Origin of the sequence: Pseudomonas sp. ACN5 (genome assembly GCF_002303975.1) — a bacterium.
Lineage (GTDB): Bacteria > Pseudomonadota > Gammaproteobacteria > Pseudomonadales > Pseudomonadaceae > Aquipseudomonas > Aquipseudomonas laurylsulfatiphila.
The window spans coordinates 216,534-242,362 of the sequence record NZ_MRCP01000004.1 but is presented as its reverse complement, the minus strand read 5'-3'; the positions used below and the strand labels follow the sequence as shown (position 1 = coordinate 242,362).

The following is a 25,829-nucleotide window of genomic DNA, read 5'->3' as shown; positions in this document are numbered from 1 at the left end:
CGGCGGAATCCCGCCCTCGGCCTGACTGACAGGAACTGACGGGGCGACACCAGCGAACGCTGTCGTCGGCCCTGGCACCTGTTACCGGCAAGCAGGGAAAAGGACGTAGTAACCTGACATTCGAACAGTGAATTGAACCGCTCGCTCAAGGCGGGCGGCCCCGACACCAGCTTCGTGGATAGCTATCGGTGTCGAGGGCCCTTTAGCCTTAGTGGAAGGCTGTAAGATCCTGTGGTTCGATCCCGTTCGCCTCGCAGTAATTCATGTAGCGCTGAAGCGAGGTTTTCCAGTTCTCGATGGCCAGGACCTTGTCGTTTTCATCGACGAAGATGAGGTCGCCGCTCACGATCACCAGCGTCACCATGTAGTCACCGTCTTCAGTGCTGACCACTTCCGGCTGGTGAGTGGATGCGGCGGTCTCGTAGACAACGCTGCCCGGACCCGCAATCCAGTCGTGCTCTTTGTACTTCCAGTGGCCTTCGATGGTGTAGACGATGACGGTGCCAGAGTGATGGTGCTTGGGCAGGACCATGTCGATGGGCGCCTTCATCATCACAATGATCTCGCCGCGAATTGGGTCGAGCTTGAAGTACTTCAGCAGGACGTTGTCTGCAAAAGGGGTGAAGGGAACCCAAGGCAGCGACTCGCCGTGCATGACGGCTGTTTCAACTTGTTGAAAAAGCATAACTATCTCCGTTTCTATTGTTTTTTCCAGAAGCTGACCGCGCGGTTTGACCGACGGCGATGCACGCGCTCGACTGATCCAGCACGAGGCGAAGACCTCTGGGAATTGGGTGAATCAGTTAAGAGGGGTACCGGTCAATGTCGCGCGCAGCATCTTGCGCGGTGCATTGCCGTAATCGGCTACTGCGTAGTGCTGGCACAGCAGGTTGTCCCACATCGCGACCGTGTTGGGTCGCCACTTCAGACGCACCTGGTATTCCGGAATCGCGGCCTGGGAAATCAGGTAATTCAACAGAGTATTGGCTTCTGGCTTGAAGTCCTGGCCGCAGCGGACGTCCTTGAAGGTGTAAAAGTTCGAGAAATGGGTGGTGAACGCCGAATTGACGAACAACACCTTTTCGCCCGTCTCAGGATGGATAAGCACAACCGGGTGCTCAGCGACGGGGTTCTTCGCGGCCATCGCGTGACGATCGGCGATCGGCATCTGGGCGAAAAAGGCGTGCTCGGCATCGTGCTTGGCGTACATGCCATCGATTCGTTGTTTGATGGCCTCAGGCAGGCTTTCATAGGCCATCACCATGTTGGACCAAATGGTGTCGCCGCCGGACTCCGGACCCAGTTCACAGCGCAACACCGCGCCGCGGGGCGGCGCCTTCTTGAAGGTGACATCGGCATGCCACAGGTTTTCGCGGCTGATCTTTTCGACCATATTCTGCTTGTCGGGGTCGAGATTGCGGTACAGCATCAGCAACTTGTCCGCCTCAGGATGGCTGGGCGCAACGGGATGAGCTTCCAGTTCAGCGAATTGCGCCGCGAAATTCTGTTGCTCCATCGGAGTGATGTCCTGATCGCGAAAGAACAGCACTTTGTGTTTGAGCCACAGCGCCCGGATCTCTGCGATCATTTCAGGGTCTTGGGCAGCGTCGGCCAGGCTGATGTTGCTGATCTCGGCGCCGATGTTCGGCGTGCACAGTTCAACCTTGATCGAATGTCGAAGAGCCGAAGGACGGACAATCGCCGGGGATGGCGATGAACTGTTTTGGAAAGCTGTTTTTTTTATCATTGAAATCTCCAGTCTCTGGCGTACGCCGGCATGCAATCGCATGCCCGGCAAATCAGACAGGATCAAAGCGAGCCAGTGGCACCGTTTCGGTTCCTTGGAGAGATGCTAGGGATTGCCGTCGCCCCGGCTTTTGCAAGACGGGACAACTTGTTGGCATTTTCGGACAACGAGGGCGGCTGGGTATCCGGCTTCGTCAAGGCTTTCCGGGAGGGCTCGGTGCGATTTGGGTGGACCCGGTTGCCGCCCGCGCACGATGCTGTATGGCCCACTCCGACGGGGACATGCTGAACTGGTGACGGAACCAGCGAGAGAAGTCGGCGCCTGATGAAAAACCCACCAGACCCGCGATTTCGTAGAGCTTGCGCTTGCTGGTCAACAGGTACTCTTCGGCGAGTTCGACGCGCACCGCATTGACCACGGAAAGCCCTGTCTCGCCGACTTCCGCCAAGCGCCGATTGAGTGTGCGGCGATGCAACCCCAAGTGCTCGGCGACACGATCGATCGAACAGGTTCCGGTGGGCAGCAGTACCCTGATGACCTGGCGCGCCTGATCCAGAGGCTCATCGCCCTCGTCCGTCAACTGCATGTCCAGCCAGCGCTTCACTTCTCGATTGAGCTTGGGTGTGGCTGCGGCAATGGGCAAGTCCACGTCACGTGCCCGGCAGACAATGCCGTTGAACTCTTGCCCGAAGTCGATTTCCGTTCCGAGCACGCGGCGATGAACGTCCAGCTTGGCTGGACGTTCGTGGCTGAAACAGATGTTCACCGGTTTGAAAGCATCGTGCGCCAGCGCTCGATAGGACCGAAAAATAATACCTGTTGAGATTTCGACCACCTGGCGCAAAAGCCCCGGGTACTTCTGCTGTATATCCACATGTAGAAGCACTAGGTCTCCGGCGTCCTCAAGGCGCAATTGCACACCGGCGTTATGAAGTCGCATATAGCGCGCGGACGACTCCATCGCAGCGCGCAGGGTGGGTTCCTCGCGCATCATAAGGGCAAGCATGCCAAAGTCGGCCAAGTCTCGGCGCTCCGCCATCAACAGGCCGAAGGCTTCCTGACCGGAAAGCCGTGCCGACTCTTCCAGCAGCCAACAGACCGAATAGCCGTTGATCAGAAGATTCGGATCGTCAAGCACGCGGGGGGGCAATTTGGCCAGCCGCAACATCCGGAACGGGTCCAGCCCAACTGCGTGGGCGATGGACGCATAGCCGGTCAAACAGGCACTGCGAATCAGGCTGGACATGCGATCACCCCGTCCCGTTTTGATAAGTTGGTGTCCTGAATAGCCAAACTCAGCCACCCCTATCTCGTCAAGCTCTTCTCGTACAACAACAAGATGACGAGTACTGCGATGAATTTGGAAAATTTCCAGGACCAGCCCCTGCGGGACGTTGACGCTCCAGACGCGTTCGCTCACCACTTCGTTGAGATCAACGGCATCCGGATGCACTACGTCGAGGAAGGCCAGGGGCCCCTGATCATACTCCTGCATGGATTCCCCTACCTCTGGTACATGTGGCGGGGCCAGATCCCGGCCTTGGCCGCTGCTGGTTATCGGGTGGTCGCGCCTGACCTGCGAGGTTTCGGCATGTCCGACAGCCCAGCGGCGGTAGAGGCCTATGACATGAGCCAAGCGGTGGGTGACATCGTCTGCCTGATGGAGGCCCTGGGCGAAACCTCGGCCATCGTCGTCGGCCACGACCTCGGTGCCTGGGTAGCCCAAGCCTGCGCCATGCTGCGCCCCGAGCTGTTTCGTGCACTGGTCATGCTGAACACGCCAGTGCCTCCGCGCGGCCGGATCAGGCCCACGGATGGGCTGCGGGCGATGGCCAAGGGCAAGGGCTACCACCACCTGTACTTCCAGCAGCTGGAAAAGCCGGACCGTGAACTGGCCGCCGACACGCGCAAGACCTTGCGCAGCATCTTCTACTCGGTCTCGGGCGATGCGGTCGGTGCCGAGCGCTGGCGCCTGTTCATCGAGCCGGACGAGCCCATCCTCAATGCTTTCACCGACCCTGTTGCGTTCCCCGCCTGGTTGAGCCCGCAAGCGATTGACTACTACGTGGATGAGTACACCCGTGCCGGTTTCACCGGCCCCCTGAACTACTACCGCTGCCGCGACCGCAACTGGGAGATCTCCGCTTTTCTCGATGGCGCAGTGATAAAGCAGCCCAGCATGTTCATCGGCGGTGCCAACGACCCCTCCATCGAACCGCCACAGATTCGCGGACTATATGACCAGCTCGAAACCTACCTGGTCGGGCTGCGCAAGAAGGTACTGCTAGCCGGTGTGGGCCACGCCGCGGCGGAAGAAGCGCCAGAGCAGATCAACGCGTTGCTTCTCGAGTTCCTCGAACAACTGGACGACAACTGAGTCGGTCCCTCGTTGGCTATACGCCAAGGTATTTCACATGAACAACAATAAGACGGTGTCCAACATGAATGGACTGATGCAGCAACAGCAGCTGCTTATTTCGACGCTCCTCACCCATGCCGAGCGCCACCATGGCGATCAGGAAGTCGTCTCTCGCCGGGTCGAAGGCGATATCCATCGGCAAACCTATTGCGACCTCGGGCAGCGCGCACGCTGCCTGGCCAATGCGCTCGCCACGCTCGGCGTCAGCTTTGGTGACCGCGTCGGCACGCTCGCCTGGAACGGTTACCGCCACATGGAGCTGTACTACGCTGTATCCGGCTCGGGTGCCGTGCTGCACACGTTGAACCCACGCCTGCATGCCGACCAGGTGCAGTGGATTGCCGACCACGCCGAAGACCGCGTGCTCTTCTTCGACCTGACCTTCCTGCCGCTGGTCGAATCCATCGCCGACAAAGTCTCGACCATCACCCGCTTCGTGCTCATGGCCGATCGAGCGCATATGCCGGCGGTTACCTCGATCCCCGATCTGCTGTGCTACGAAGATTTGATCGCAACCCACACCGATGACTTCGTGTGGCCAACCTTCGACGAAAACAGCGCATCGTCGCTGTGCTATACCTCAGGTACTACTGGCAATCCCAAAGGCGTGCTCTACAGCCACCGCTCGACGCTTCTGCACACCCATGCCGCCGCCCTCCCCGATGCCTTGAACTGCTCTGCGCGCGACACCGTCCTGCCGGTGGTGCCGATGTTCCATGTCAACGCCTGGGGTTTGCCATACATGGCCTGCATGGTCGGCGCCAAACTTGTTTTACCCGGACCGTTGCTCGACGGCGCATCGCTCTACGAGTTGTTCGAGGCGGAGAAAGTCACCCTGTCCGCCGGCGTGCCCACCGTCTGGCAAGGTCTGCTCGCCCATGTCGAGGCAACGGGCAAGACATTCTCGACCATGCGCCGGACGATAATCGGTGGCTCGGCCTGCCCTTCGGCCATGATGGCGGCCTTCGAGGACCGCTATGACGTACAGGTGCTGCACGTCTGGGGCATGACCGAGCTAAGTCCGCTCGGGACCGTTTGCACCCCCAAGGCCAGGCACCTCGCCATGGACAGCGCCGACCGCCGCGTCCTGCAGGCCAAACAAGGTCGGGTCGTGTACGGCGTCGACATGAAGATCGTCGGCGATGATGGCAAGGAACTCCCCCGCGACGGCAAAACCTCGGGCGAACTGATGGTGCGCGGTCCCTGGATCATCTCCTCCTACTACAAGAGCGACGCCGGCGATTCGCTGGTGGATGGCTGGTTCCCGACAGGCGATGTCTCGACCATCGATGCCGAGGGCTTCATGCAGATCACCGACCGCAGCAAGGATGTCATCAAGTCTGGAGGTGAGTGGATCGGTTCCATTGATCTGGAAAACATCGCCATGGCTCACCCGGCGGTTGCGATGGCTGCGTGTATTGCGGCCTACCACCCGAAATGGGATGAACGCCCGCTCCTGGTCGTGACCCGCAAACCCGGCAGCGAACTTTCGCGCGACGAATTGCTTGGATTCTATGAAGGCAAGATCGCCAGATGGTGGACCCCGGATGATGTGGTATTCGTCGACAGCATCCCACTCGGCGCGACCGGCAAGATGTTGAAGAACAAGCTTCGCGAGATGTTCCAGGACTACCGACTGCCCACCGCCTGAGGGCCTGCCTCCCTCAACGCGCTCGGGCGGGTAGTAACACGTTCCCATGCTTGCCCGAGCCGGGCGCTACTCAAGGCCCGGTTCACGAGTCCGATCAAGACAATCCAATAACAACAAGAAGCGCAGATACAAGGAATCGCCATGAATGTTCACCACGCCCTTGCTGACACTATCGAAACTTCAACCGCCAGCACGCCCCGACTGTATGCCTGGTGCGTATTTGCACTCAGTTTCGGTCTGCTGATTTCAGACTACATGTCACGACAAGTGCTCAACGCAATCTTTCCGCTGCTCAAATCCGAGTGGGCACTGAGCGACTCCCAGCTCGGCCTGCTGAGCGGCATCGTCGGTCTGATGGTGGGTCTGTTGACCGTACCCATGTCATTAATGGCCGACCGCTGGGGCAGGGTCCGCAGCCTGGTGCTGATGGCCGCGATTTGGAGCTTGGCTACACTGGGCTCCGGCTTTGCACAAAATTACCAACACATGCTTCTCGCCAGGTCGTTGGTCGGCATCGGCGAGGCAGCCTATGCCAGCGTCGGCGTAGCTGTGGTGCTTTCCGTCTTTCCCAAGCAGATGCGTGCGACCCTCATCAGCACCTTCATGGCTGGCGCCATGTTTGGCTCCGTACTGGGCATGGCGCTTGGTGGCATCATCGCCGCGCACCTGGGCTGGCGCTCTGCTTTCATCGTCATGGCGATATTCGGCCTGACGCTCGCCATCATCTATCCACTGGTCGTAAAAGAGCGGCGCCTTGGTAACTGCACTCAGACCGCAAACCAACACGCCGAAGCAAACGGCAAGAGTCCACTACGTTCGCTGTTTGCCAGTCGTTCGGTCATCAGTGCCTATATCGGCAGCGGCCTGCAGATGTTCATCGGCGCCTCGTTGATAGCCTGGTTGCCCAGCTACCTGAACCGTTACTACCACATGGGCACCGATCGGGCTGGCATGATCTCCGCCGTCCTGATCCTGGCGGGTGGCGCCGGCATGATCCTCTGCGGCATCCTCAGCGACCGCCTGTGCCGCAAAGCTCCCGAGCGCAAGATTTCCCTGGCCGTCGCCTACTGCCTGATCACTAGCCTATTGCTGTCAGCGGCCATGCTGTTGCCCCCCGGAGTGGCACAACTGGTAGTCATCGCTCTGGCCATGCTGGTGGTCACTGGCACGTTTGGCCCCGCCGGCGCCGCCATCGCCAACTTGACCCACCCTTCGGTGCACGGCACGGCCTTTGCCATTCTGGCCTTGTCCAATAACCTGCTTGGCCAAGGGCCCGGCCCCTATGTCACGGGCCTGCTGGCTGACGCCTTTGGCCTTGATCGTGCTTTCCAGATGATCCCACTGATCAGCATCGCAGCAGCCCTCGTGTTCTGCTACGGCAAGCGCCACTACCAACGCGATATCCAGAAACTGATGCCGACAGTCGCAGGTGCGACGCCGGCCGGAAGAATGTCATGAACGCCCCCATCAAACTGCCCGTGACACAACCACTGCCCTGCCCCCAGGAGAGTCTTGCATGAGCTCCGCAACCATTGCTTCGCTGGGGGTACGCAGCCAATTGCTGATGCCCGGCTTTATCGTCAGCGCCATGGTCGCCGCTGCGGCCACATTCCTCTCCGAGCACTACGGCGCGCCGGTGATGCTCTTCGCACTTCTACTGGGCATGGCGATGAATTTCCTTTCCGGTGACGGGGTGTGCAAGCCGGGCATCGAGTTCACAGCCCGCGAGATCCTCCGGGTCGGTGTTGCGTTGCTGGGCATTCGCATCACCCTGGAGCAGATCGTTGCGCTTGGCTGGCAGCCGGTTGTGATGGTGGTGACACTGGTTGTGGTGACTATTCTGGTGTCCATCGTCGCGGCTCGCGCCATGGGCTTCAGCACTTTGTTCGGCCTGCTTACGGGAGGCGCCACCGCAATTTGTGGCGCTTCGGCGGCTCTGGCCTTGGCGGCAGCGCTGCCCAGTCATGAGAAGAAAGAGCGGGCGACGCTGTTCACGGTCATCGGTGTTTCCGCTCTATCCACCCTGGCAATGATCCTCTACCCGATGATCGCCAAATTTTTCAATCTGACGCCGCTCCATGCCGGCTTTTTCCTAGGCGGAACCATTCACGACGTCGCCCAGGTGGTTGGCGCCGGTTACAGCATGTCCCGTGAGACCGGCGACAGCGCCACGGTCGTGAAATTGATGCGCGTGGCGATGCTGCTACCGGTGATTCTGTGCGCGGCCATGATCACCCGCGCCCAAGGGGTCGAACCTGGCAGCAAGCGACCACCTCTGCTGCCATGGTTCGCGGTGGGATTCGTCATCCTTGCCGCAGTCAACAGCACCGGCTTCATTCCACAGGTGGTTCAGGACGCAGGCAACAGCCTGTCACGTTGGTGCCTGGTGATAGCCATCAGTGCACTGGGCATGAAGACGCAGCTTAAAGAGCTGGCCTCAGTGGGGATCAAGCCCATTCTATTGATGGTAGGAGAAACCGTATTTCTTGGCGCACTGGTGCTGGCAATGCTGCACTGGGCCATGTAAACCGAACCCCTGCGGGGTTATCGACGCTCTCGTCAAACAGAGCTTTTGCCGCGTCGGAGTTTGTACCGCTACTCCGTTACGCGGCATTTTTTATTTAGAAGTTTGCTTGCTCCAGTTCGCTTACGCCATCTAGCGTTGATTGAAGTCGCGAGCGCTTCTACGAGTCTAATATTACCTTCCCTTGCTCGCCATTTATGACCTGCATATTGCTATCGCTCTGCTCTGCTCTGCTCTGCTCTGCTCTGCTCTGCTCTGCTCTGCTCTGCTCTGCTCTGCTCTGCTCTGCTCTGCTCTGGCGAAGGCTCGCAGGTTTTGCGGCTCAGTCGTTCTGATTTTCTAGCGATCCGCGATTGCCATTTCAGACTCTTCGGAGCGATACGCGCGCACGAGCACCGGTTTCATCTTGGGCAGGAAAATCCGACTCACCGAAGCAACTATCTATTAGCGCTCCCCTTTCTACGTCACAAAGGGTATACCTAATTAGAAACAGAGTGACAGGGATTTTTTCGCACTGACTCCTTGAAAAGTAACACCCAAAGTGCAACAGTATTTAAAAAGCACCTCAAGTGATACAGGAGCAAGGAAACATGTTCGTCCGCGCCTACCTCCGCGCCTCCACCGTCGAGCAAGATGCCAGCCGCGCCCGCGAGGCACTGGAGCAGTTCGCTGCTAGCCATGATCGAGTGATCGCTGCCGAATACATGGAGAATGCCAGCGGCGCCCGGGCCGACCGGCCGGAGCTGCTGCGCCTGCTGAAAGATGCGCGCAAGGGCGACGTGCTGCTGGTGGAGTCCATCGATCGCCTCTCCCGCCTCCCCGCTGAGGATTGGCAGAAGCTGAAGACCGCCATCGACTCAAAGGGCCTGCGCATAGTCGCGCTCGACCTGCCTACCAGTCACCAGGGTATGCAAAGCAGCAAGAGCGACGAGTTCACCAGCCGCATGCTGGGCGCAATTAACTCGATGCTAGTGGAAATGATGGCCGCCATCGCACGCAAGGACTACGAGCAGCGTCGCGAGCGCCAGGCCCAAGGCATCAAGAAGGCCAAGGATGAAGGGATGTACAAGGGGCGCCCGGTCGACGCCGACTTGCATAAGCGGGTCGCTGAGCTGCTGAAGGCCGGCCTAGGCATCCGAGCAACAGCCCGTCACGCCGATTGCAGCACCACTACCGTTCTAAGAATTAGAGACAAGGTCTAACTGACCTTGTCTACTTCTTCTGACGACGTGAAACGCCTACGTGGCATGCCAGTTCTTCGAGCTCGATAAGTTCCTCCAGGTTGGCCTCCATCAGCATGACAATCTCCTGGAGTTTCGGCTGGTTGGTGCCAAGCGTATGCCTGATCGGCACACGTTGGTGATCCTGTTCATTTCGGATGCGTTCGTAGATGAACATTTCGGAGATGGCGGCCGCCAGGTCACGGTCGTGCACGCGGCCAATCAGATGCAGCATCATGTTGAGGCTCGGAATGGACTAGCAATGTTCATCACCGGCGGCTTCAACGTCTATCCGGCGGAGATCGAGCAGAGCCTGCTGCGCTACCCGGGCGTGGCCCAGGCCGCGGTGATCGGCATTGCCGACGAACGCCTCGGCAAGGTGGCCATGGCCTTCCTGCTGCCGGCGCCCGGCCAGGTGCTCGACAGCGCCAGCGCGATCGCCTGGTGCCGCGTGCAGATGGCCAACTACAAGGTGCCGCGCCGGGTGCAGCTGCTCGACGCCATGCCGCGGAATGCCGCCGGCAAGGTGACCAAGAACGTGCTGCGCGAGTGGGCCGTCAGCGGGGCTTGAACCAAGCCCCGCCGCCGCAGTGGGGCGTCAGTTTCGAGTTAGCCGAGCACTTGGCGTCGATAATTCAACGGCGTGTTGTCCTGCCAGCGGCGAAAGGCGCGCCCCAGGCTGCTGGCGCTGCTGAAACCGAGTTGGCTGGCGACCTGTTCCAGGCTCAGGGCCGGATTGGCCAGCAACACCAAGGCTTGCGCCTCGCGGGCCTGGTCGAGCAATTGGTTGAAGCTCAGATCCTGCTGGCTCAGATTGCTGCTCAACAGCGCCGGGCTGATTTCCAGCGCGCGGGACAACAGTTCCAGGTCGGGCTCGCCCGTAAGCATCTCGGCCAGGCGTGCGCGCAAGGCACTGGCGGGCAGCGGCAAGCCGAGTTACGCCAGGTGGCGCAGGATCGGTTGTTCCAACTGCGCCAGTAGCTGCGGATTGGCCCCGGGCAGCGGCAGGCTCCAGGCCTCGGCCTTGAACACCATGGCCCCGCACGGGCAGCCGAACACCACCGGCACGCCTAGGGCCAGCCAGGGCGCGGGGTCCTTGGGCGCTTGCCGGGGCAGCTCCAGGCGCCGCAACAGTTGCCGGGACAACAGGCCGGTCTGGCGCTCAAACAGGCGGATATAGAAGGTATGGAAGAAGCAGTCGAGCGCCGCATCCGCGGGGGGTTGCGGACCGTGGCGACGGACCTCCAGGCGGTGGTCACCGTTGGCTTCGGTCTGCAGTTGCGGCAGGGCGGCGGTGGTCAGCACGCGGATGAACTGGACATGCCGTTGCAGCGCCTCGCCGAACGTGGCACTGGTGCACAGCGCCAGGTCGACGCCATAGAACTGGACGGGCTGGTAGTAGCGGGCCGAGCGCAAACCGAAGGCTTCATTGCCGGTCAACTCGACACAGCGCAGCCACAGCGGGCTGAGCGTAGTCACCGTCAGTCGTCGTTCGCTGTCCTGCATCACCGCCGGGTCGATGCCGACGCTCAGCAGCACGGGTTGCGGGGCGATGCCGTACTCGCCCTGCAGGGTACTGGCGATGGCGCTCACCACGGTGGCCAGGGTGGTCTGGGCCAGCGTTGAAGGGGTTGCGGTGGGCTGGCTCATGAACTCGGGGGATCGATCGAAGAGGCGGTTACGCCACAGGATGGCCGCCAGGGTCCGATCCAGCAAGATGAAAAAACGCCCCGGGGGTTTAATCCGGGGCACCGCGCGGCAACTCAGACGCGGCTAACCTTCGGCCCAGACCAGGTCAGGGCGGCAAACGCGCCTTTCGGCTCGTAGCCACGCAAGATCATCAGGAACGGCTTGCCGGCTTCGGTCGGCAGCCAGTTGGCGCTTTGCTCGCCGCCCGGGTCGTCGGCCTGCAGGTACAGGGTGATGGAGTCGTCCGCCGCCTGCTGCAGGTGCGAGCGACTGCTCAGCGAATAGCGGTTGAGCGAATTGGGGATCACCGTGTAGCCCTCGTAGCGATACAGATGAATCGACCAGAAGGCTTCGACCGCGGGCAGCTCGCCGGTGGGGAAATGCACGCGATAGCGCGTTGCCGTCGAGCAGCTGGCCGGTCGCGTCCTTCTGGTACATCAGGTAGATGGTTTCCGCGATCGGCAACGCCACGGTGCCCAACAGCGCCATGCCGGTGCGGTACAGGTAGTCGTCGCCGTAAGTGCCGATGTGCTTCAGCGGATACAGCCAACCGTTGCTCGACAATCTGCCGGGCATGCCCCTGACGGTGGCGATCACCTTGGCGCGGCCATCGGCCTAGGCGCGTTCCAGGCCGCGGCGGGTATCGCTATCGAGCGCGGTGAAACCCATGGGTTGCCCAAGGCCGAGGCCGATGGCGGCAAAGCTGGCCAGAATCGCGGTGTCGGCCTTGGGCGGCGGACACTCCTGCAGCATCAGTTGCAAGGCCTTGAAATCGGCCAGCGGGTCGGCCTGCACATCCAGCGGTGAAACACCTGGGCGGCCGGCGCCTGCCATCCAGACAGGCCATAGGCGCTCAGCTGGCACTTGTCCTGCAAGGCGATGACCTGCTGGCGGTCGGCGTCATCAGTGAAATACTGGCGCAGCACGGCGAACACCAGGGGTAACCTCGCGTGCTCGTCGGCGTTGAGCGTCAGCATCGTGAAGCTGTAGGAGCCCTCACCAGCTGCGTCGCGCCGGTGCTCCCATAGCCAGGCGATCGCCATCAGGCTTCCATCCACCCGTGCGATCCGCGTCGGTATCGCCTTGCCGAAGCCGCTGCTCAGGCTGGCCCGCTGGCGCGCCGCCAAGGCCGGAGTGCTAAGTGCCCGCGACATGGGCGCAGCCTTCGCCTGGCTGCGACCCAACGACCTGGTGTGGAACTACTGGCACAACAACTACCTGATGGGCGAGGCGCCGCCAGAGATCGACCTAATCGCCCGGAACGCCGACAGCACCCGACTGCCGACGGCGCTGCACAGCCAGTTCCTCGAGATCTTCCGCGACAACCCCCTGCTTAGAGGGCGGCTGAGTGTGCTCGGCTCACCGCTGTGTGCCGAAGCGATCCGCTGCGACAGTTACTTCATGGCGGCCCAGGGCGACCATCTAACGCCCTTGCAGGGCTGCTACCGCACGGCCCAGCTGTTCGGCGGCCAGCGCAGTTTCTTGCTGAACAACGCCAGGCACATCGCCGGCCTGGTTAATCCGCCGAGTAACCCTAAGGCGCGCCACTTCACCGGCCCAGCGCCGACCATGACGGCGGCTGACTGGCTGGCGCAGGCCAGCGAGCAGCCGGGCATCTGCTGCCAGCACTGGGCGGACTGGGTGATCAAGCGTGCCGGGGCTGAGCGTCCGGCACCCGCGGCGACCGGCAGCTAGCGCTATCCAGCGCTGGAGCCGGCGCCGGGGCGCTACGTCCACGCGTGAAAGGGCTCAGTCCTGCTCGTCGCCGACCTCGCCGCTGCGGTGGTGGGTCCGAGACGCGTCAGGTGCTGGTGTTCACTCACGACGCGAGCTTCACCTTGCTGTGCTGGCCGAGCTCGCCCCGCATGAAATCGACGATCTGATCCGGTACTTCGGTATCTTCCGGGAAGTAGCGGAGCAGTTGGAGCGTATTGAGGAGAACAGAGTCCACAGTCCTACTAACCATCATCTGTGTAGCTGTGGTTTTAAATCGCGGTGTGGAGCGACTAGGTTCGACCCACACCGCCACAGCTCATGCCTTGCTACGCGTTGGTGGCCTCCTCATCCCGCCAGGATAAAGTCGGTTTGGGTCACGGTGGTCGCGTCGGCGATACCAACCAGGCGGATTGAGTCCACGCCGACCGTCACCAAGGCGTCCGCGCCGTCATCAGCGATGATTACGTTGGCAGCAAAGTTCGCCGCAGTGACTCCGAGCGCTGCGATGTTGAGCAAGTCCTGTCCTCCGGCAGGATCGACGTCGAAGCCCTGGATAGAGTCGTTGCCAAAACCCGCGGCACCAAACACGAACGTATCGTTGCCAAGTCCACCGACCATCGAGTCGTTCCCTGCGCCACCGGTAAGGACGTCGTTATCCGCACCGCCCACGATCACGTTGGCGAGCGCATTGCCGGTGCTCGCGAAGTTGCCGATGCCGCCGAAAAACAGATTCTCGACATTGGCATCCAGGGCGTAGCTTGCGAGCGAGGTCCAGACCGTGTCGTTGCCGCCACCGGCGTTCTCGCCTACCACGTCCCCAAGGTCGGTGACTTCGTAGGTATCGCTGCCGGCACCGCCGATCATCGTGTCGGCACCGCCGCCACCGATGAGGACGTCATTACCCGCACCACCGGCGAGCGTGTTGTCGAGCACGTTGCCGCTGCCCACGAAGTTGCCGCTGCCGCCGAAAAACAGATTTTCGACGTTGGCATCCAGGGTGTAGCTCAAGAGCGAGGTCCAGACCGTGTCGCTGCCAGCACCGGCGAGCTCGAACACCGTGTCCCCAAGGTCGGTGGCTTCAAAGATATCGCTGCCGTCACCGCCTGCCATCAGGTCGGCACCTCCACCACCGATGATGACGTCATTACCCGCACCACCCACGATCATGTTGGCGAGCGCGTTGCCGCTGCCCACGAAGTTGCCGATGCCGCCGAAAAACAGATTCTCGACATTGGCATCCAGGGCGTAGCTTGCGAGCGAGGTCCAGACCGTGTCGTTGCCGCCACCGGCGTTCTCGCCTACCACGTCCCCAAGGTCGGTGACTTCGTAGGTATCGCTGCCGGCACCGCCGATCATCGTGTCGGCACCGCCGCCACCGATGAGGACGTCATTACCCGCACCACCGGCGAGCGTGTTGTCGAGCACGTTGCCGATGCCCACGAAGTTGCCGCTGCCGCCGAAAAACAGATTCTCGACATTGGCTCCCAGCGTATAGCTCGCGAGCGAGGTCCAGATCGTGTCGCTGCCGGCACCGGCGAGTTCGCTCACCACGTCCCCAAGGTCGGTCACTTCATAGATATCGCTGCCGTCACCGCCGGCCATCGTATCGGCACCACCACCGCCGATGAGAACGTCATTGCCCGCGTCACCATTGAGGATGTCGTTGCCGCCCAGGCCGTTCAGGATGTCGTTGCCATCACCTCCGCTGGCCACGTCGTCGCCTGGCGTGCCGATAAAAATGTCGACACCGGGGGTACCGACAAACACTACACCGACGGCCACCGGGGCCGTGGCGTCGGACGCAACGCTTTCGGCCACACCGAAGTCATCCACGAAACTGACCACCACGCGCACTTGATCGCCAACTTGAGCCTGGCCAAGCGTTAACGTACTAGCGGTGGCTCCGACGATGTCGACGAAGGTGACCCCATTGGTCTCCTGCCACTGGAAGGTGAACTGCGGATTGCTGAGGCCATCGACGTCGACGATGGTCGACAGGTCGGCGGTCAACACCTGGTTCAGAAACGCAGACCCGAGGATGCCCGGCCCAGCGGTCGGTGCGTTGTTCGCCGACGAGTCGACGATCTCCAACGTACCACTGGCATCCTGATACACCGCCCGAACGCGCAGGTTCAGACCGGCGACATCGTCCGCCACCAGGTAGGAGGCGCCGATCGCCCGCGAAACCTCGCCGGCGGCGACAAAGGTGATGTCTTCATAGACGCCCGAGCCAGGGATGTTTTCAACCTGCCAGTAGTAAGCCACGGGACCGGTAACCGCGCCGGTCGGATTGGCCGCACTGACGCTGTTCGCATCGCGTATCGACTGGCTGCTGACACGCAGCAGCTGGCCGGCGACAGGCGAATCGATACGCGCACCGGTGGCAGCATCAAGGATCGCCAGACGCCCCACAGGAGCGCTGTTCGAGGCGGTGCCAACACCGGAGGCCTGCGCCTGGTCAGCGAACTGCAGGCGCTCGATGCCCGTCAGGCGATCGACGCCATCACGCCCGGCCACCAGGTCGGTCACGATGACGGCGTTGCCTTCGACAGCGACCGTGTACTCCGACGCATTACCGGAATACAACGCAGTATCGAAGTTGTCAGTGCCGGTCAGAATCTCACGGACGATGACGAGCTGCCCCGGGTTATAGGTGCCGTTGATCATCAGTGGCACCATCTCGGCCATGCTGTTGAAGCTGGCGATTTCCGGACCGGTTCCGTCGAGGTTCTGGTGCACGCTGATGCGCACGTTCAGCCACTTGTCACCGTCGATCAGATCATCACCACCGCGGCCTTCGATGATGTCGCTACCGCTGCCGCCAAGGATGATGTTGCCTCCGTCGAAGAACGAGACCGAGGGCTCTGCGACCGTCCCAAGCGCCGTATTCAGTAGCTCCTGCAACCCGGAGATCAGCCCGATGTTGGTCAGCACGCTGCCCTTCGCGCCCGCGGTCGGCAAGGTAGTGGCGTCGGAGTCGTCACCGCGCAGCACGTCAGCCAAGGCCGATCCCGACAGCCCCTCGACGAAGTCGAAACGCGTCAGCACCGAAGCTCCCGAGCCCGGCATCGGCGGCTGGTCGAAGAAGCGGTCGCTGATGTCGATGGTCACGCCATGGGGGTCGCCCGTGAAGATCGCCCAGTCGAATCCCGACGCGCCTATGTAGCGGTTACCCTGCCCTGCACCGCCCTCCATGATGTCGTCACCGCCCTCGGCATTGAACTTGTCGTTCTCGCCGCCGCCGATATACACATCGTTGCCGGAGATCGGGTCATTGCCGAAGGGGTCGAAGTTGTCCCCCGGCGCGCCGTCGAAGGCGCCGAGTTCCATCCAGTCGTCACCCTCGTTGCCCATGTCCTGCTCATTGGCCTTGGAGCCCAGGATGAAGTCGTTGCCCTGGCCGCCAAAGGCTTCGCTGGCGTCTTCACCGGTGATGATGAAGTCGCTGCCGAAACCACCGAAGAGCAAGTTGACGCCATTGCCCCCCTGGATCACGTCGTTGCCGTTTTCACCCTTGATGTTGTCGTCGCCACCTACGTCCGTGATGATGTCATCGCCGTCGCCACCATTGATGAAGTCGTTGCCGTAGCCCCCCTCCAGCCGATCGTTGCCGCCGTCGCCATAGAGGGTGTCATCCCCCTCGCTGGAAATCAGGATGTCGGCAACGTCGCTACCGCCCAGCACCACATGCTCCACTCCGCTGTACTTCAGGTAGTTGCTGTCGCTCCCCACAGTCGCCGGGTTGTCGCGGGTCACCAGCGGCAGCAGCGGATTGTCGCCCAGCGGGTCGTCCCTCCCGCTGGCGCCAAGGCCAGTGTGTTGCAGCAGCGGGTTGACCTCGAAGGTGAAACCCGGGGTCAGGAAGACCACGCTCGCCAGGTGGGTGGCATGAGTGTTGGCCATGATCAGCTTGGCAAAGGAATTGCCCTCCAGCTCGGTGTTGAAGTTCAGGCCGGCGGTGCGCTCCAGGTAGTAGAAGCGGTCACCGTCCTGGAGTTTTTCCAGCTGGTTCTCGAACACGAAATTGAAGGTCGAGCCGAGCATGCCGCCGAAGGGGGTCTGCTCCTCGGCTAGGCCGCCGATCCAGAAGTCCACCAGGTTGAGACCGGTTTCCACCCCGGCCCAGGTACCCGTGCCGTTGAGGAAGTCCAGTCGGTCGGCCGGCGCCCCTGCCCCACCCAGGACGATGGCGGTCGCTGCGACGCGCTTCTCGGCCAGGGTGGTGGCCGTCACGTCTATGGAGTCATGGGTGCCATAGGCCGCGATGAAGTTGATCAGCGACTCCGGATGCTTGAGGTGCATCACCATGTCGGCCCAACTGATGTAGGGCTTCAGGTTGCTGTCGCCGGTGGCCTCAAAGAACTGCGCACGAGCATGGTTGAGGCTCGGTACACCGGCGTCGCGACCGCGGGCGATGTTCAACGCCGCCAGATCCAGCGGCAGGCCCACTAGGTTGTTGCGCAGCGCCTCGGTGACGAACTCGTCGATCTCGTTGCCCACCGTGCGGGTCAGGCCACGCACGATGGCGCTGGTGGCGTCTTCCGGGGTCACCCCGCTGGCGGCGTAGGCCAGGGGGTTGAGGAAGGCGGCGATCAGGCCCAGTTGCTGGTCGTTGGTCGGGTGCAGCGGATCCACCGTCACCGGGTTGAAGTTTGCGTCGAAGCGATCCACCGTCTCGGTCAGCATCGAGTGGCCGAAGCGGTAAACCGTGTGGGCGAACTCGGCGACGATCGAGGGATCGAGATTGACGTCATAGACCTGGGTCGGCGCGAAGAACAGGTCGATGTTCGGCTGGATGGTCCGCGCGAACTCCTCGAACACCAAGTGCTGGTACTGCATCTCGGTACCGAACTTGGCGGTCTGGAACAGCCGCTCGCCGTTCCACTGCAGAGCATCGATTTCCGCCGGGGTGGTCGGGAAGGCAGTGACCGGAGTCAGCAGCCACTCGTTGATGAACGCCAGGTCATTGCTGGTCAGCACCGTGCTCTTGGTCTGCTCCACCAAGCGGTTGTGCTCGGAGTGGAAGATCGCATGCACGGAGGTCAGGCCGATGTTCTCGTTGACCCGGCCGTCGCCGGCGATGTAGTGGGCGTCCAGCAGTTCGCCGTCGTAGGTACCGGCCGGCTGCGGGACTCCGGCCTGGCTGTTGATCAAGCCATCGCCATCCCGCACCAGCCCCGGTGCGGCCGACGGGTCGGCGGCATGGGCGATGTCGCTGAGGAACTGATGCCCGGTGCCGACCGCGCCGGCCAGGCTGATACCCAGGCCGCCGTTGGCGGCCGGGTTGCCTTCGACCAGCACATCATCATCGGTACCCGGCAGCCCGTCCAGCCCGGAGAACACTACCTGCGGGAAGCCGTTGGGCCCCTTGATGAAATTGCCGTAGGCGTCGGTGGCCAGCAGTGGCACGTCGAACACGTTGGCATCGGTCAGGTCGATCCCGAGGATGTCGCGTGCCTGGGCCTTGACCACCGCCCAGGTGGCCATGCCACCGATTTCCACGTCGTCGTCAGTGCCGAACTCGCCATCGACACCCAAGTTGCGGTTGGTGATCAGCTCACCGGTTGCCACGGGACCATTGGCCGTGGAGACGTACGCGCGCAGGAACACCTGGTGCGAAGGGTGCGAGCTGTAGGTTTGGTTCTGATCGACGAAGGGCGAGGTGGTGTTCTCGTTCACCCCCGGCTGGCCGTCGACCTGAGTGGCGCGGGTCAGCACCATGAAGTTGGTCGGGCTGCCGGCGACGAAACGCGGGTCGTCCGGCTGCAGCGGGATGTACACGGTGCCGTTGCCGCCCTTGGTCACCAGGTCCAGGCCATGGTCGAAGAACTGCCCGAAGAAGGTCATCCAGGCGTTGAAGGGCGCGGTCAGCCCGGCGTCGGGGGCGGCGTTCGGGATAAAGTTCACCTGCTGGTCATCGGCCGTGCCGAACAGGCCATCCAGACCCGGGCTGGTCACCAGGGTGGCGCCGTCGGTGCCCGACGCCGCGGCTACGGCCGCCGGGTTGTTGTTGGTCTGGTCGACGATGAGGTTGGAGATGGTACGTGGGTCGCTGTCGACCACATTGGTGGAGGAGTTGTAGTTGGTGTTGGTCTGCCCGAGGAAGGGCGCCTCGTCCTGCTCGTCGCGGAACTCTGGCGGCAGCAGCCGCGGGAAGACGTTGTCGGCGGCGCCGAACTGGCTCTGGTCGATGCCGGAGAAGTTCAGCAGGTTGTTGAGCTCGCCGGTGACCGTGCGCAAGCCGGCCGCGATGCGCAGGTTGGGTACCAGGGACAGCAGGTCGGCGCCGGCGGCATGAGCTTCGGCGATGCGGATCTGGTCGAGGATGAAGTCCAGGTCGCCACGCACCAGCTGCACGCCGGGACCGCCAGCGGTGATCGCCGGGCCCGGCTCCACTGCCGTGGTCGGCGTCGGCGGGGTGAAGGGCGCCACGGCGACGGTGGGTACCGAGAACACCTGTTCGGTCACCCCGTTGGCATCCTGGTAGACGCCTTTCACCCGAATCGACAGGCCCGCCACGTCCGGGGTGACGCGGTAACGGATGCCGTTGGCGCTGATGAAGGCCAGGTCGCCAGCCGGCACTTCGATGATGTCCTCGAAGATGCCCGAGGCGGGCACACGCTCCACCTGCCAGATGTAGTTGACATCGGAGATGGCGCCACCGGGATTGTCGGTGTCGTTGACGTCCAGGGCCGAGACGGTGAGGAAGTCGCCCACCTGCAGCTCGCCGCCGTTATTGTCGGTGATGCTCAGCGAGCCGCTGGGTTCGGCGTTCAGGCCGGGGGCCAGGACCACCGACTGGTCGGCGAACTGCAGCCGTTCGATATGGGTCAGGCGATCAGTGCCGTCGTCGCCGACATCGTCAATGACCGTGACTATGTCATCGGTGAGGTCGCCCGCGGTGCCGTTGTCGTCGATGGCGATGCTGTAGTCGGCGCGGTTGCCCGAGAAGATGGCGGTGTCGAAGTCCGCGTCACCGGTCAACAGTTCGCGCACGGCCACCAATTGGCCGGGGTTGATGGTGCCGTTCAGCACGGCCGACATCAGGGTCAGATTGGCCGCGGTACCGGCAAGGATGCCCGACTTGTTCTCGATCACGCCGACCATGCTGTCGGTGCTGCCGATCTCGTTGCCAGCAGCATCACGAATGCTGATGCGCACGTTCAGCCACAAGTCGCCATCGATCAGGTCATTGCCACCGCGCCCTTCGAGGAGGTCGCTGCCGCTGCCGCCGAGGATGATGTTGCCGCCGTCGAACACGTCGTCCGCGGTACCGGTGTTGCCGTCGGCGCCCGCCGCGGCGGTACCGACAAACGCTCGCAGACCTGCGATCAGATCGAGGTTGGTCAGCGCGCTGCCGGTGGCCCCGCCATGGTTAACTATATTGCTCGGGTTTACGTCGTCGCCGCGTAGGATATCGGCGAAGTCGGACCCCGAGAGGCCTTCCACTTCGGCGAAGCGGTCGAAGATCGAAGCCGGCGACTGCGCCACCGGCAGGGCGATGTGCTGCCCCACCTCGCCGATACCGAGGAAGGCCGCCAGGGACAGATCGGCGGTCACACCGATTCTGTCGCTCTTGTAGGTGACCCAGTCATAGCCGGACATGCCGTCCATCTTGTCCTGGGCATCGCTGCCGACGAAGATGTCGTCGCCGCCCTCCCCGATCATCTCGTCGAAGCCGCCGCCACCGACGAAGATGTCATTACCGATGATGTTGTCTTCCAGCAGGGGGGCGAAGTTGTCCCCCGGCGCGCCGTCCTGGGTGCCCTTTTCGATCCAGTCGTCACCCTCGTTGCCGGTGGGCGGCAGGCTGGTCTTGGCGCTGTAGATGAAGTCGTCGCCCTGGCCACCGAAGATGATGGCGATATCCTCGACCGAGACGATGAAGTCCTTGCCATCGCCGCCGAGGAGCAGATGGCCGGCAACGCTGCCGGCCATCATGCTGCCCGCGTGGATCACGTCATTGCCGGCACCGCCCTCCATGCGGTTGTCGCCGCCGGCATCGGTGAGGATGTCGTCGCCATCGCCGCCCAGCAGGGTGTCGTTGCCGTAGCCGCCCTCGAGACGGTCATTGCCACCGTCGCCGTAGAGATTGTCGTCGCCTTCGCTGGACACGATGATGTCGTTGCCGGCGGTGCCGCCGAGAACCACATGATCCGCACCGGTGTAGCGCAGGTAGTTGGTATCAGGCCCGGTGGTGTCCGGGTTGTCGCGGATCACCAGCGGGGTGATCTCCACGCCGTTGATGAGGATGCCGCCGGTGGGGTCGTCGCGGCCGGTTGCGCCTAAGCCGGTGTGCTGGATGCCCTGGTTGACCTCCAGGGTCAAGCTCGGGGTGACGAAGATCAAATTGGGCAGGTGAATGGCGTCGGTGTTGTTCATCACCAGCTTGGCGAAGGAGTTGTTCTCCAGCTCGGTACCGAAGTTCATCCCCGCCGTGCGCGACAGGTAGTAGAAGCGGTCGCCGTTCTGTAGTGCCTCCAACTGGGTCTCGAAGACGAAGTTGAAGCTGGAGCCGAGCATGCCGCCGAAGGGCATCTTCTCTTCGGCCAGGCCGCCGATCCAGAAGTCCACCAGGTCAAGGCCGGTGATAGTCACCCCGTTAGCATCACTGGCCCAGATGCCGGTGCTGTGCAGGAAGTCCAGGCGGTCGCCCGGTTCTCCGGCGCCGCCGAGTACCAACAGGGTGGCAGCGGCTCGCTTGGCGGCCATGGTGTCAGCGCCGGTGATGCTGGCGTGGGTGCCGTAGGCGGCAATGAAGTTGATCAGCGACTCCGGGTGTTTCAGGTGGTCGGCGAAGTCCACCCAGCTGCTGTATGGGGTCAGCTGTCCGTCGCCGGTCATGTGGAAGAACTCACGGCGCGCGGCGTTCAGGGACGGAATGCCGGCGTCGCGGCCACGAGCGATGTTGATGGCGGCCAGGTCGAGCGGCAGGCCCACTAAGTTGTTGCGCAGGGCCTCGGTGACGAACTCGTCGATTTCGTTACCCACGGTGCGGGTCAGGCCACGCACGATGGCGCCCGCGGCTGCCTCGGCGCTCGGCCCGCTGGCCGCGAACGCCAGGGGGTTGAGGAAGGCGGCGATCAGGCCCATCTGCTGGTCGTTGGTCGGGTGCAGCGGGTCTGCCGTTACCGGATTGAAGTTCGGGTCGAAGCGATCGACCGTCTCGGTCAGCATCGAGTGGCCGAAGCGGTAAACCGTGTGGGCGAACTCGGCGACGATCGACGCGTCAATGGTGGTGTCATAGCCGGTAGGCGCCAGGAACTCGTCCACCTGGGGCTGAATAGTGCGGGCGAACTCCTCGAACACCAGGTGCTGGTACTGCATCTCGGTGCCGAACTTGGCAGCCTGGAACAGCCGCTCGCCGTTCCACTGCAGGGTGTCGATCGCGGCTTGGGTGGTCGGGAACGCGCCCGGCGCGGTGCCGGGCATCAGCCAGGGCGTCAGTTCGGCCAGGTTGCCCGAGGCCAGCAGGGTGCTCTTGGCCTGTTCCACCAGGCGGTTGTGCTCGGAGTGGAACACGTGATGCACGGTGGTCAGGCCGATGTTTTCGTTGACCCGGCCGTCACCGGCTATGAAGTGGGCATCCAGCAGTTCGTTGTCGTAGGTGCCCGCCGCAGGCGGAGTGCCGATGTTGATGATGGCGTCGGCGTCTGCCGTCAGGCCACCGGTGGGGTCTGCGCTGTGGGCGATGTCGATCAGGAACTGGTGGCCTGTGCCGACCGCGTTGGTCAGGTCGACGGGGGCCAGCGGGTTGCCTTCCACCAGGAAGTCGTCGGCGGTGCCGACCAAGCCGTCCGCCCCTTTCATCACCACTTGCGGGAAGCCGTTGGGCCCCTTGATGAAGTTGCCATAGGGGTCGGTGGCCAGCAGTGGCACATCGAACACATTGGCGTCGGTCAGGTTGATCCCGAGGATGTCGCGGGCCTGCGCCTTGACCACCGCCCAGGTAGCCATGCCACCGATTTCCACGTCGTCGGCGGTGCCGAAATCGCCATCGGCGCCCAAGTTGCGATTGGTGATCAATGTACCGGTAGCCACGGGTTCGCCGTTGGCGTTCAGCTCATAGGCGCGCAGGAACACCTGGTGCGAGGGATGCGAGCTGTAGGTCTGGTTCTGGTCGACGAAGGGCGAGGTGGTGTTCTGGTTCAACCCGGGGCCGCCAAACTGGGTGGCGCGGGTCAGGACCATGAAGTTGGTCGGGCTGTCGTCCACGAAGCGTGGATCGTCCGACTGCAGCGGGATGAAGATGATGTCGTTGCCGCCCTTGGTCACCAGGTCCAGACCATGGTCGAAGAATTGTCCGAAGAAGGTCATCCAGGCATTGAAGGGCGCGGACAGCCCGGCGTCCGGCGAAGTGTTCGGAATGTACAGGGTCGGGGTGTCGTCAGCGGTTCCGAACAGGCCATCGAGGCCGGGGCTGACCACTGTGGCCGAACCCGGGGTCTGTGCGGCGGCGGCCACGGCCGCCGGGTTGTTGTCGGTCATGTCGACCAGCAGGTTGCTGATGGTGCGCGGCTGGCTGTCGATCACCGTGCCGGTGGTCTGGGTATAGGAGGTCCCCGCCTCCGCTGGGCGGAAGGCCGGGTCGAGCAGGCGCGGGAAGATATTGTCTGCGGCGCCGAACTCGGTCTGGCCGGCGAACAGGTTGTTGAAGGAGCCGTCGATGGTGCGCAGACCGAAAGGCACCTGCACGTTGGGCAGTAGGTCACGTAGGTCTTCACCGGAAGCGTGGGCTTCGGCGATGAAGATTTGCTGGAGGATGAAATCCAGGTCCGACAGGTTGAAGTTGGCCATTTGCTGATTCCTCGATTCCGACTGAGTAGGGGCGTGCGCCATGGCAGCAAGGACAGGGCTCCACGCTTTCGACTTGACTTCGGGATTTGGGGGACTAGATGACGCCCACCTTGAAGCACGCTGGTGCTAGCGTGATCCATGCTCTTCAGCAGGCGGTTCTATCCCTGACGGCGCCGGCAGAGTGATGCCGGCGCCGGGGTCATCGGCCCGGCGGACCGTGAAGTTCGGTTAGGTGCAACGAGGTGGGCGGATTCGCCCTATGGAAGAAGACTCGCGAGAAGGTACCCATGATCTGCACCCTAGCTTTAATTATTGCTTCGCCGGGGCCACAGTGAACTCAGCAATCGAGCCGCCTGACAGGCGAAATAAATAGTTACATTTGCCATTAAAGACTCGCCCCAAAGCACTGTCAATAAATCGCCTCATCAGGAAAAAAAAATCAATAAATACAATAACCATTTGATTTATTTAGATTTTACAAAAAATAAACCTGCCAAGTGTCGCGAGAAACGCTTTCAGGAAGCGAGAAAAGATCGGCCGACAACCCTGAAAGCAGCGAAATAGACGCCTCCAGAGGCCGCCTAACCGCTGATCGACAATTTGGCGCCGTCCGGAAGGGTGCTCAGAAATCAAGAGCCTTCTGGCGCGACATGTCACTAAAATAACTCTTGCAATTTCTCACCTGAGTGAGTTGGTCGCACACTTCTTGAGGATGCTCAAGTAGTCCTTCAGCGTTTGCTCGTCCGCAGCTTTCACAGTCATACCTTCCGGGCCAGTTCCGACATCGGTGAACTGCTTAGCCGGCTCGCCGTTCGCCTTGAAGTCTTTCAGTTCCTGGGGGCCTTCGCGGAACACCCAGAGGCGGCCATCTTCCACTTCGGTCACGAAACCAGGTTTATCGAACTGGCTGGCGAAAGTCGTGCCGGCAAACAGGCTGGTCACCAGCAGCGCGCTCAAGGTGAGTTTTTTCATTGCACGGTTCCTGTGTGGGGTTGAGGTCCGACAAAACCTGGGCATGCTGCTGGAGGCCTATAATCCGCGTACCACTGCGCTAGCCTTTACCGCCGCCAGCAACAATTTCGAACTGGCCATTGCGGTGGCCATCGCGACCTTCGGCCTATCGTCCCCGGTGGCTTTTGCCACCATGATCAGGCCGCTGGTGGAGGTGCCGGTACTGATCTCGCTGGTGGGCGTGGCCTGGTGGCTGAAGCGTCGCTGGTTCGATCAGCCGAAGGGCGCGCTTGCTGAGGAGTAGATCCATGACCGACGACCACACTCCCAATCTCGAAGCCGATCTGGTTGACCTGCCTACGCTGGACAAGCTGGGCAGCACGCCTTCGGCGCCCCACAAGCCGCGCATCCTGCTGCTCTACGGATCGACCCGCGAGCGTTCCTTCAGCCGCCTGCTGACGGAAGAGGCGGCAGCTGTTCTGCCGACTGAAAACTGACCCAGGTGTTCAACTGCTTCTGCTCAATTTTTGAGCAGGAGAACACAGGGTGATCAGTATGGAAATGATGGTTGCCATCGACCGTATGGACTACGAGCAGCGCCGCAAGCGCCAGGCCCAGGGCATCAAGAAGGCCAAGGATGAAGGGAAGTACAAGGGGCGCCCGGTCGACGCCGACCTATACAAGCGAGTCGCTGAACTGCTGAAGGCCGGCCTGGGCATCCGGGCGACAGCTCGCCACGCCGATTGCAGCACCACCACCGCTCTACGCATCCGTGACTCGCTCGCGTGACGGGTGCCGCCCGGATTTCTGCTGGTAGCCTGCTGGTAAGCGTGGGGAATGCTGGTATCTGATCGGGCTGTAAGCCGCGGAATATATGGCGTCCCAGAGTGGGTTCGAACCACCAACCTTCCCCTTAGGAGAGGGCAGTTATCTGTCATAGTTACTTGTTTTTGGCCGGGTAGTTACCACGCTTAGGACCTATTGAATTGCGGGGTCTGCTACTCGATACCAGTACACAGCAGGCAGCACTTTGTATGCCTACATGTATGCCTTAACCATTAATCACCACAAAGACCCAGTATTTACTATACGCTTCGATTCCCTTCACCCGCTCC

The 25,829-nt window shown here is 62.0% G+C and carries 15 protein-coding genes, 1 tRNA gene and 6 pseudogenes; 10 read left to right on the top strand and 12 right to left on the bottom strand.

Going from position 1 to position 25,829, the window contains the following annotated elements:
• Positions 1-208: 208 nt before the first annotated feature.
• The 3 genes from BSF40_RS09745 to BSF40_RS09735 all read right to left on the bottom strand — a co-directional run bounded on the left by BSF40_RS09745 (position 209) and on the right by BSF40_RS09735 (position 3,242).
• Entirely contained in the window at positions 209-685 is a 477-nt protein-coding gene (locus BSF40_RS09745) for a 2,4'-dihydroxyacetophenone dioxygenase family protein (RefSeq protein ID WP_095964963.1), read from the bottom strand.
• Positions 686-799: 114 nt separating this feature from the next.
• Positions 800-1,669: a TauD/TfdA family dioxygenase gene (locus tag BSF40_RS09740; RefSeq protein ID WP_218195153.1), complete on the bottom strand. Its 870-nt coding sequence runs from the start codon at positions 1,667-1,669 to the stop codon at positions 800-802.
• Between the two features lie 271 nt (positions 1,670-1,940).
• Positions 1,941-3,242 carry an AraC family transcriptional regulator gene (locus tag BSF40_RS09735; protein WP_256589448.1) on the bottom strand — a complete coding sequence of 434 codons (1,302 nt, stop codon included), beginning with the start codon at positions 3,240-3,242 and terminating at the stop codon, positions 1,941-1,943.
• On the opposite strand from BSF40_RS09735, the gene BSF40_RS09730 reads away from it, so the two are divergent.
• The 5 genes from BSF40_RS09730 to BSF40_RS09710 all read left to right on the top strand — a co-directional run bounded on the left by BSF40_RS09730 (position 3,195) and on the right by BSF40_RS09710 (position 9,543).
• Positions 3,195-4,124: an alpha/beta fold hydrolase gene (locus BSF40_RS09730; RefSeq protein WP_095965135.1), complete on the top strand. Its 930-nt coding sequence runs from the start codon at positions 3,195-3,197 to the stop codon at positions 4,122-4,124. The two genes, BSF40_RS09735 and BSF40_RS09730, sit on opposite strands and share 48 nt — an antisense overlap.
• Before the next feature lie 37 nt (positions 4,125-4,161).
• On the top strand, positions 4,162-5,817 hold the full coding sequence (locus tag BSF40_RS09725) for a 3-(methylthio)propionyl-CoA ligase (protein ID WP_305887517.1): 1,656 nt from the start codon (positions 4,162-4,164) through the stop codon (positions 5,815-5,817).
• A 141-nt stretch (positions 5,818-5,958) separates the two neighbouring features.
• Positions 5,959-7,275 carry an MFS transporter gene (locus tag BSF40_RS09720; RefSeq protein WP_095964960.1) on the top strand — a complete coding sequence of 439 codons (1,317 nt, stop codon included), beginning with the start codon at positions 5,959-5,961 and terminating at the stop codon, positions 7,273-7,275.
• Positions 7,276-7,333: 58 nt separating this feature from the next.
• Positions 7,334-8,344: a YeiH family protein gene (locus tag BSF40_RS09715; protein WP_095964959.1), complete on the top strand. Its 1,011-nt coding sequence runs from the start codon at positions 7,334-7,336 to the stop codon at positions 8,342-8,344.
• Positions 8,345-8,931: 587 nt separating this feature from the next.
• Complete coding sequence (locus BSF40_RS09710; protein ID WP_095944581.1) at positions 8,932-9,543, top strand: recombinase family protein; 612 nt, start codon at positions 8,932-8,934, stop codon at positions 9,541-9,543.
• A gap of 19 nt (positions 9,544-9,562) precedes the next feature.
• On the opposite strand, the pseudogene BSF40_RS09705 reads toward BSF40_RS09710, so the two are convergent.
• A pseudogene (locus tag BSF40_RS09705) lies at positions 9,563-9,805 on the bottom strand (GlxA family transcriptional regulator); the annotation flags it as partial.
• An 18-nt stretch (positions 9,806-9,823) separates the two neighbouring features.
• Here BSF40_RS09705 and BSF40_RS09700 point away from each other — a divergent pair.
• Positions 9,824-10,132 (top strand): annotated as a pseudogene (locus tag BSF40_RS09700) (fatty acid--CoA ligase); the annotation flags it as partial.
• Between the two features lie 38 nt (positions 10,133-10,170).
• On the opposite strand, the gene BSF40_RS32700 reads toward BSF40_RS09700, so the two are convergent.
• From BSF40_RS32700 to BSF40_RS09680, 5 genes and pseudogenes are all read right to left on the bottom strand, one after another.
• Positions 10,171-10,491 (bottom strand): helix-turn-helix domain-containing protein, encoded by a 321-nt coding sequence (locus BSF40_RS32700; protein ID WP_172435687.1) that lies wholly within the window; start codon positions 10,489-10,491, stop codon positions 10,171-10,173.
• 6 nt (positions 10,492-10,497) lie between these two features.
• Positions 10,498-11,211, bottom strand: a complete 714-nt coding sequence (locus BSF40_RS32695) for an AraC family transcriptional regulator ligand-binding domain-containing protein (RefSeq protein ID WP_172435686.1) — start codon at positions 11,209-11,211, stop codon at positions 10,498-10,500.
• Between the two features lie 113 nt (positions 11,212-11,324).
• Positions 11,325-11,645 (bottom strand): annotated as a pseudogene (locus BSF40_RS09690) (DUF1214 domain-containing protein); the annotation flags it as partial.
• A gap of 220 nt (positions 11,646-11,865) precedes the next feature.
• Positions 11,866-12,003 carry a hypothetical protein gene (locus BSF40_RS32690; protein WP_172435685.1) on the bottom strand — a complete coding sequence of 46 codons (138 nt, stop codon included), beginning with the start codon at positions 12,001-12,003 and terminating at the stop codon, positions 11,866-11,868.
• Positions 12,003-12,404 (bottom strand): hypothetical protein, encoded by a 402-nt coding sequence (locus BSF40_RS09680; protein ID WP_095964956.1) that lies wholly within the window; start codon positions 12,402-12,404, stop codon positions 12,003-12,005. Before BSF40_RS09680 ends, BSF40_RS32690 begins: the two co-directional genes overlap by 1 nt.
• On the opposite strand from BSF40_RS09680, the gene BSF40_RS09675 reads away from it, so the two are divergent.
• Positions 12,403-12,945: an alpha/beta hydrolase gene (locus BSF40_RS09675; RefSeq protein WP_095964955.1), complete on the top strand. Its 543-nt coding sequence runs from the start codon at positions 12,403-12,405 to the stop codon at positions 12,943-12,945. The two genes, BSF40_RS09680 and BSF40_RS09675, sit on opposite strands and share 2 nt — an antisense overlap.
• A 366-nt stretch (positions 12,946-13,311) precedes the next feature.
• On the opposite strand, the gene BSF40_RS09670 is transcribed toward BSF40_RS09675, so the two are convergent.
• A complete protein-coding gene (locus BSF40_RS09670; RefSeq protein ID WP_095964954.1) occupies positions 13,312-23,763 on the bottom strand; it encodes a peroxidase family protein in 10,452 nt (3,483 codons plus the stop codon).
• Between the two features lie 678 nt (positions 23,764-24,441).
• Positions 24,442-24,735, bottom strand: coding sequence for a hypothetical protein (locus tag BSF40_RS09665; protein WP_095964953.1), 294 nt, complete (start codon positions 24,733-24,735; stop codon positions 24,442-24,444).
• Positions 24,736-24,772: 37 nt separating this feature from the next.
• On the opposite strand from BSF40_RS09665, the pseudogene BSF40_RS09660 reads away from it, so the two are divergent.
• From BSF40_RS09660 to BSF40_RS09650, 3 pseudogenes are all read left to right on the top strand, one after another.
• Positions 24,773-25,018 (top strand): annotated as a pseudogene (locus BSF40_RS09660) (arsenic resistance protein); the annotation flags it as partial.
• 4 nt (positions 25,019-25,022) lie between these two features.
• Positions 25,023-25,196, top strand: a pseudogene (locus tag BSF40_RS09655) (arsenical resistance protein ArsH); the annotation flags it as partial.
• Positions 25,197-25,269: 73 nt separating this feature from the next.
• Positions 25,270-25,503: pseudogene (locus BSF40_RS09650) on the top strand (serine recombinase); the annotation flags it as partial.
• An 86-nt stretch (positions 25,504-25,589) separates the two neighbouring features.
• Here the strand turns inward: BSF40_RS09650 and BSF40_RS32640 are convergent.
• Positions 25,590-25,692 (bottom strand) — tRNA-Arg (locus BSF40_RS32640).
• Between the last annotated feature and the right edge of the window lie 137 nt (positions 25,693-25,829).

What these genes read in the sequence shown, in the direction of transcription:
- BSF40_RS09745 (WP_095964963.1), bottom strand. Translation starts at nt 685, where the DNA reads ATGCTTTTTCAACAAGTTGAAACAGCCGTCATGCACGGCGAGTCGCTG.
- BSF40_RS09730 (WP_095965135.1), top strand. Translation starts at nt 3,195, where the DNA reads ATGCACTACGTCGAGGAAGGCCAGGGGCCCCTGATCATACTCCTGCAT.
- BSF40_RS09735 (WP_256589448.1), bottom strand. Translation starts at nt 3,242, where the DNA reads ATGCAGGAGTATGATCAGGGGCCCCTGGCCTTCCTCGACGTAGTGCAT.
- BSF40_RS09725 (WP_305887517.1), top strand. Translation starts at nt 4,162, where the DNA reads ATGAACAACAATAAGACGGTGTCCAACATGAATGGACTGATGCAGCAA.
- BSF40_RS09720 (WP_095964960.1), top strand. Translation starts at nt 5,959, where the DNA reads ATGAATGTTCACCACGCCCTTGCTGACACTATCGAAACTTCAACCGCC.
- BSF40_RS09715 (WP_095964959.1), top strand. Translation starts at nt 7,334, where the DNA reads ATGAGCTCCGCAACCATTGCTTCGCTGGGGGTACGCAGCCAATTGCTG.
- BSF40_RS09710 (WP_095944581.1), top strand. Translation starts at nt 8,932, where the DNA reads ATGTTCGTCCGCGCCTACCTCCGCGCCTCCACCGTCGAGCAAGATGCC.
- BSF40_RS32695 (WP_172435686.1), bottom strand. Translation starts at nt 11,211, where the DNA reads ATGAGCCAGCCCACCGCAACCCCTTCAACGCTGGCCCAGACCACCCTG.
- BSF40_RS32690 (WP_172435685.1), bottom strand. Translation starts at nt 12,003, where the DNA reads ATGCTGCAGGAGTGTCCGCCGCCCAAGGCCGACACCGCGATTCTGGCC.
- BSF40_RS09675 (WP_095964955.1), top strand. Translation starts at nt 12,403, where the DNA reads ATGGGCGCAGCCTTCGCCTGGCTGCGACCCAACGACCTGGTGTGGAAC.
- BSF40_RS09680 (WP_095964956.1), bottom strand. Translation starts at nt 12,404, where the DNA reads ATGTCGCGGGCACTTAGCACTCCGGCCTTGGCGGCGCGCCAGCGGGCC.
- BSF40_RS09670 (WP_095964954.1), bottom strand. Translation starts at nt 23,763, where the DNA reads ATGGCCAACTTCAACCTGTCGGACCTGGATTTCATCCTCCAGCAAATC.
- BSF40_RS09665 (WP_095964953.1), bottom strand. Translation starts at nt 24,735, where the DNA reads ATGAAAAAACTCACCTTGAGCGCGCTGCTGGTGACCAGCCTGTTTGCC.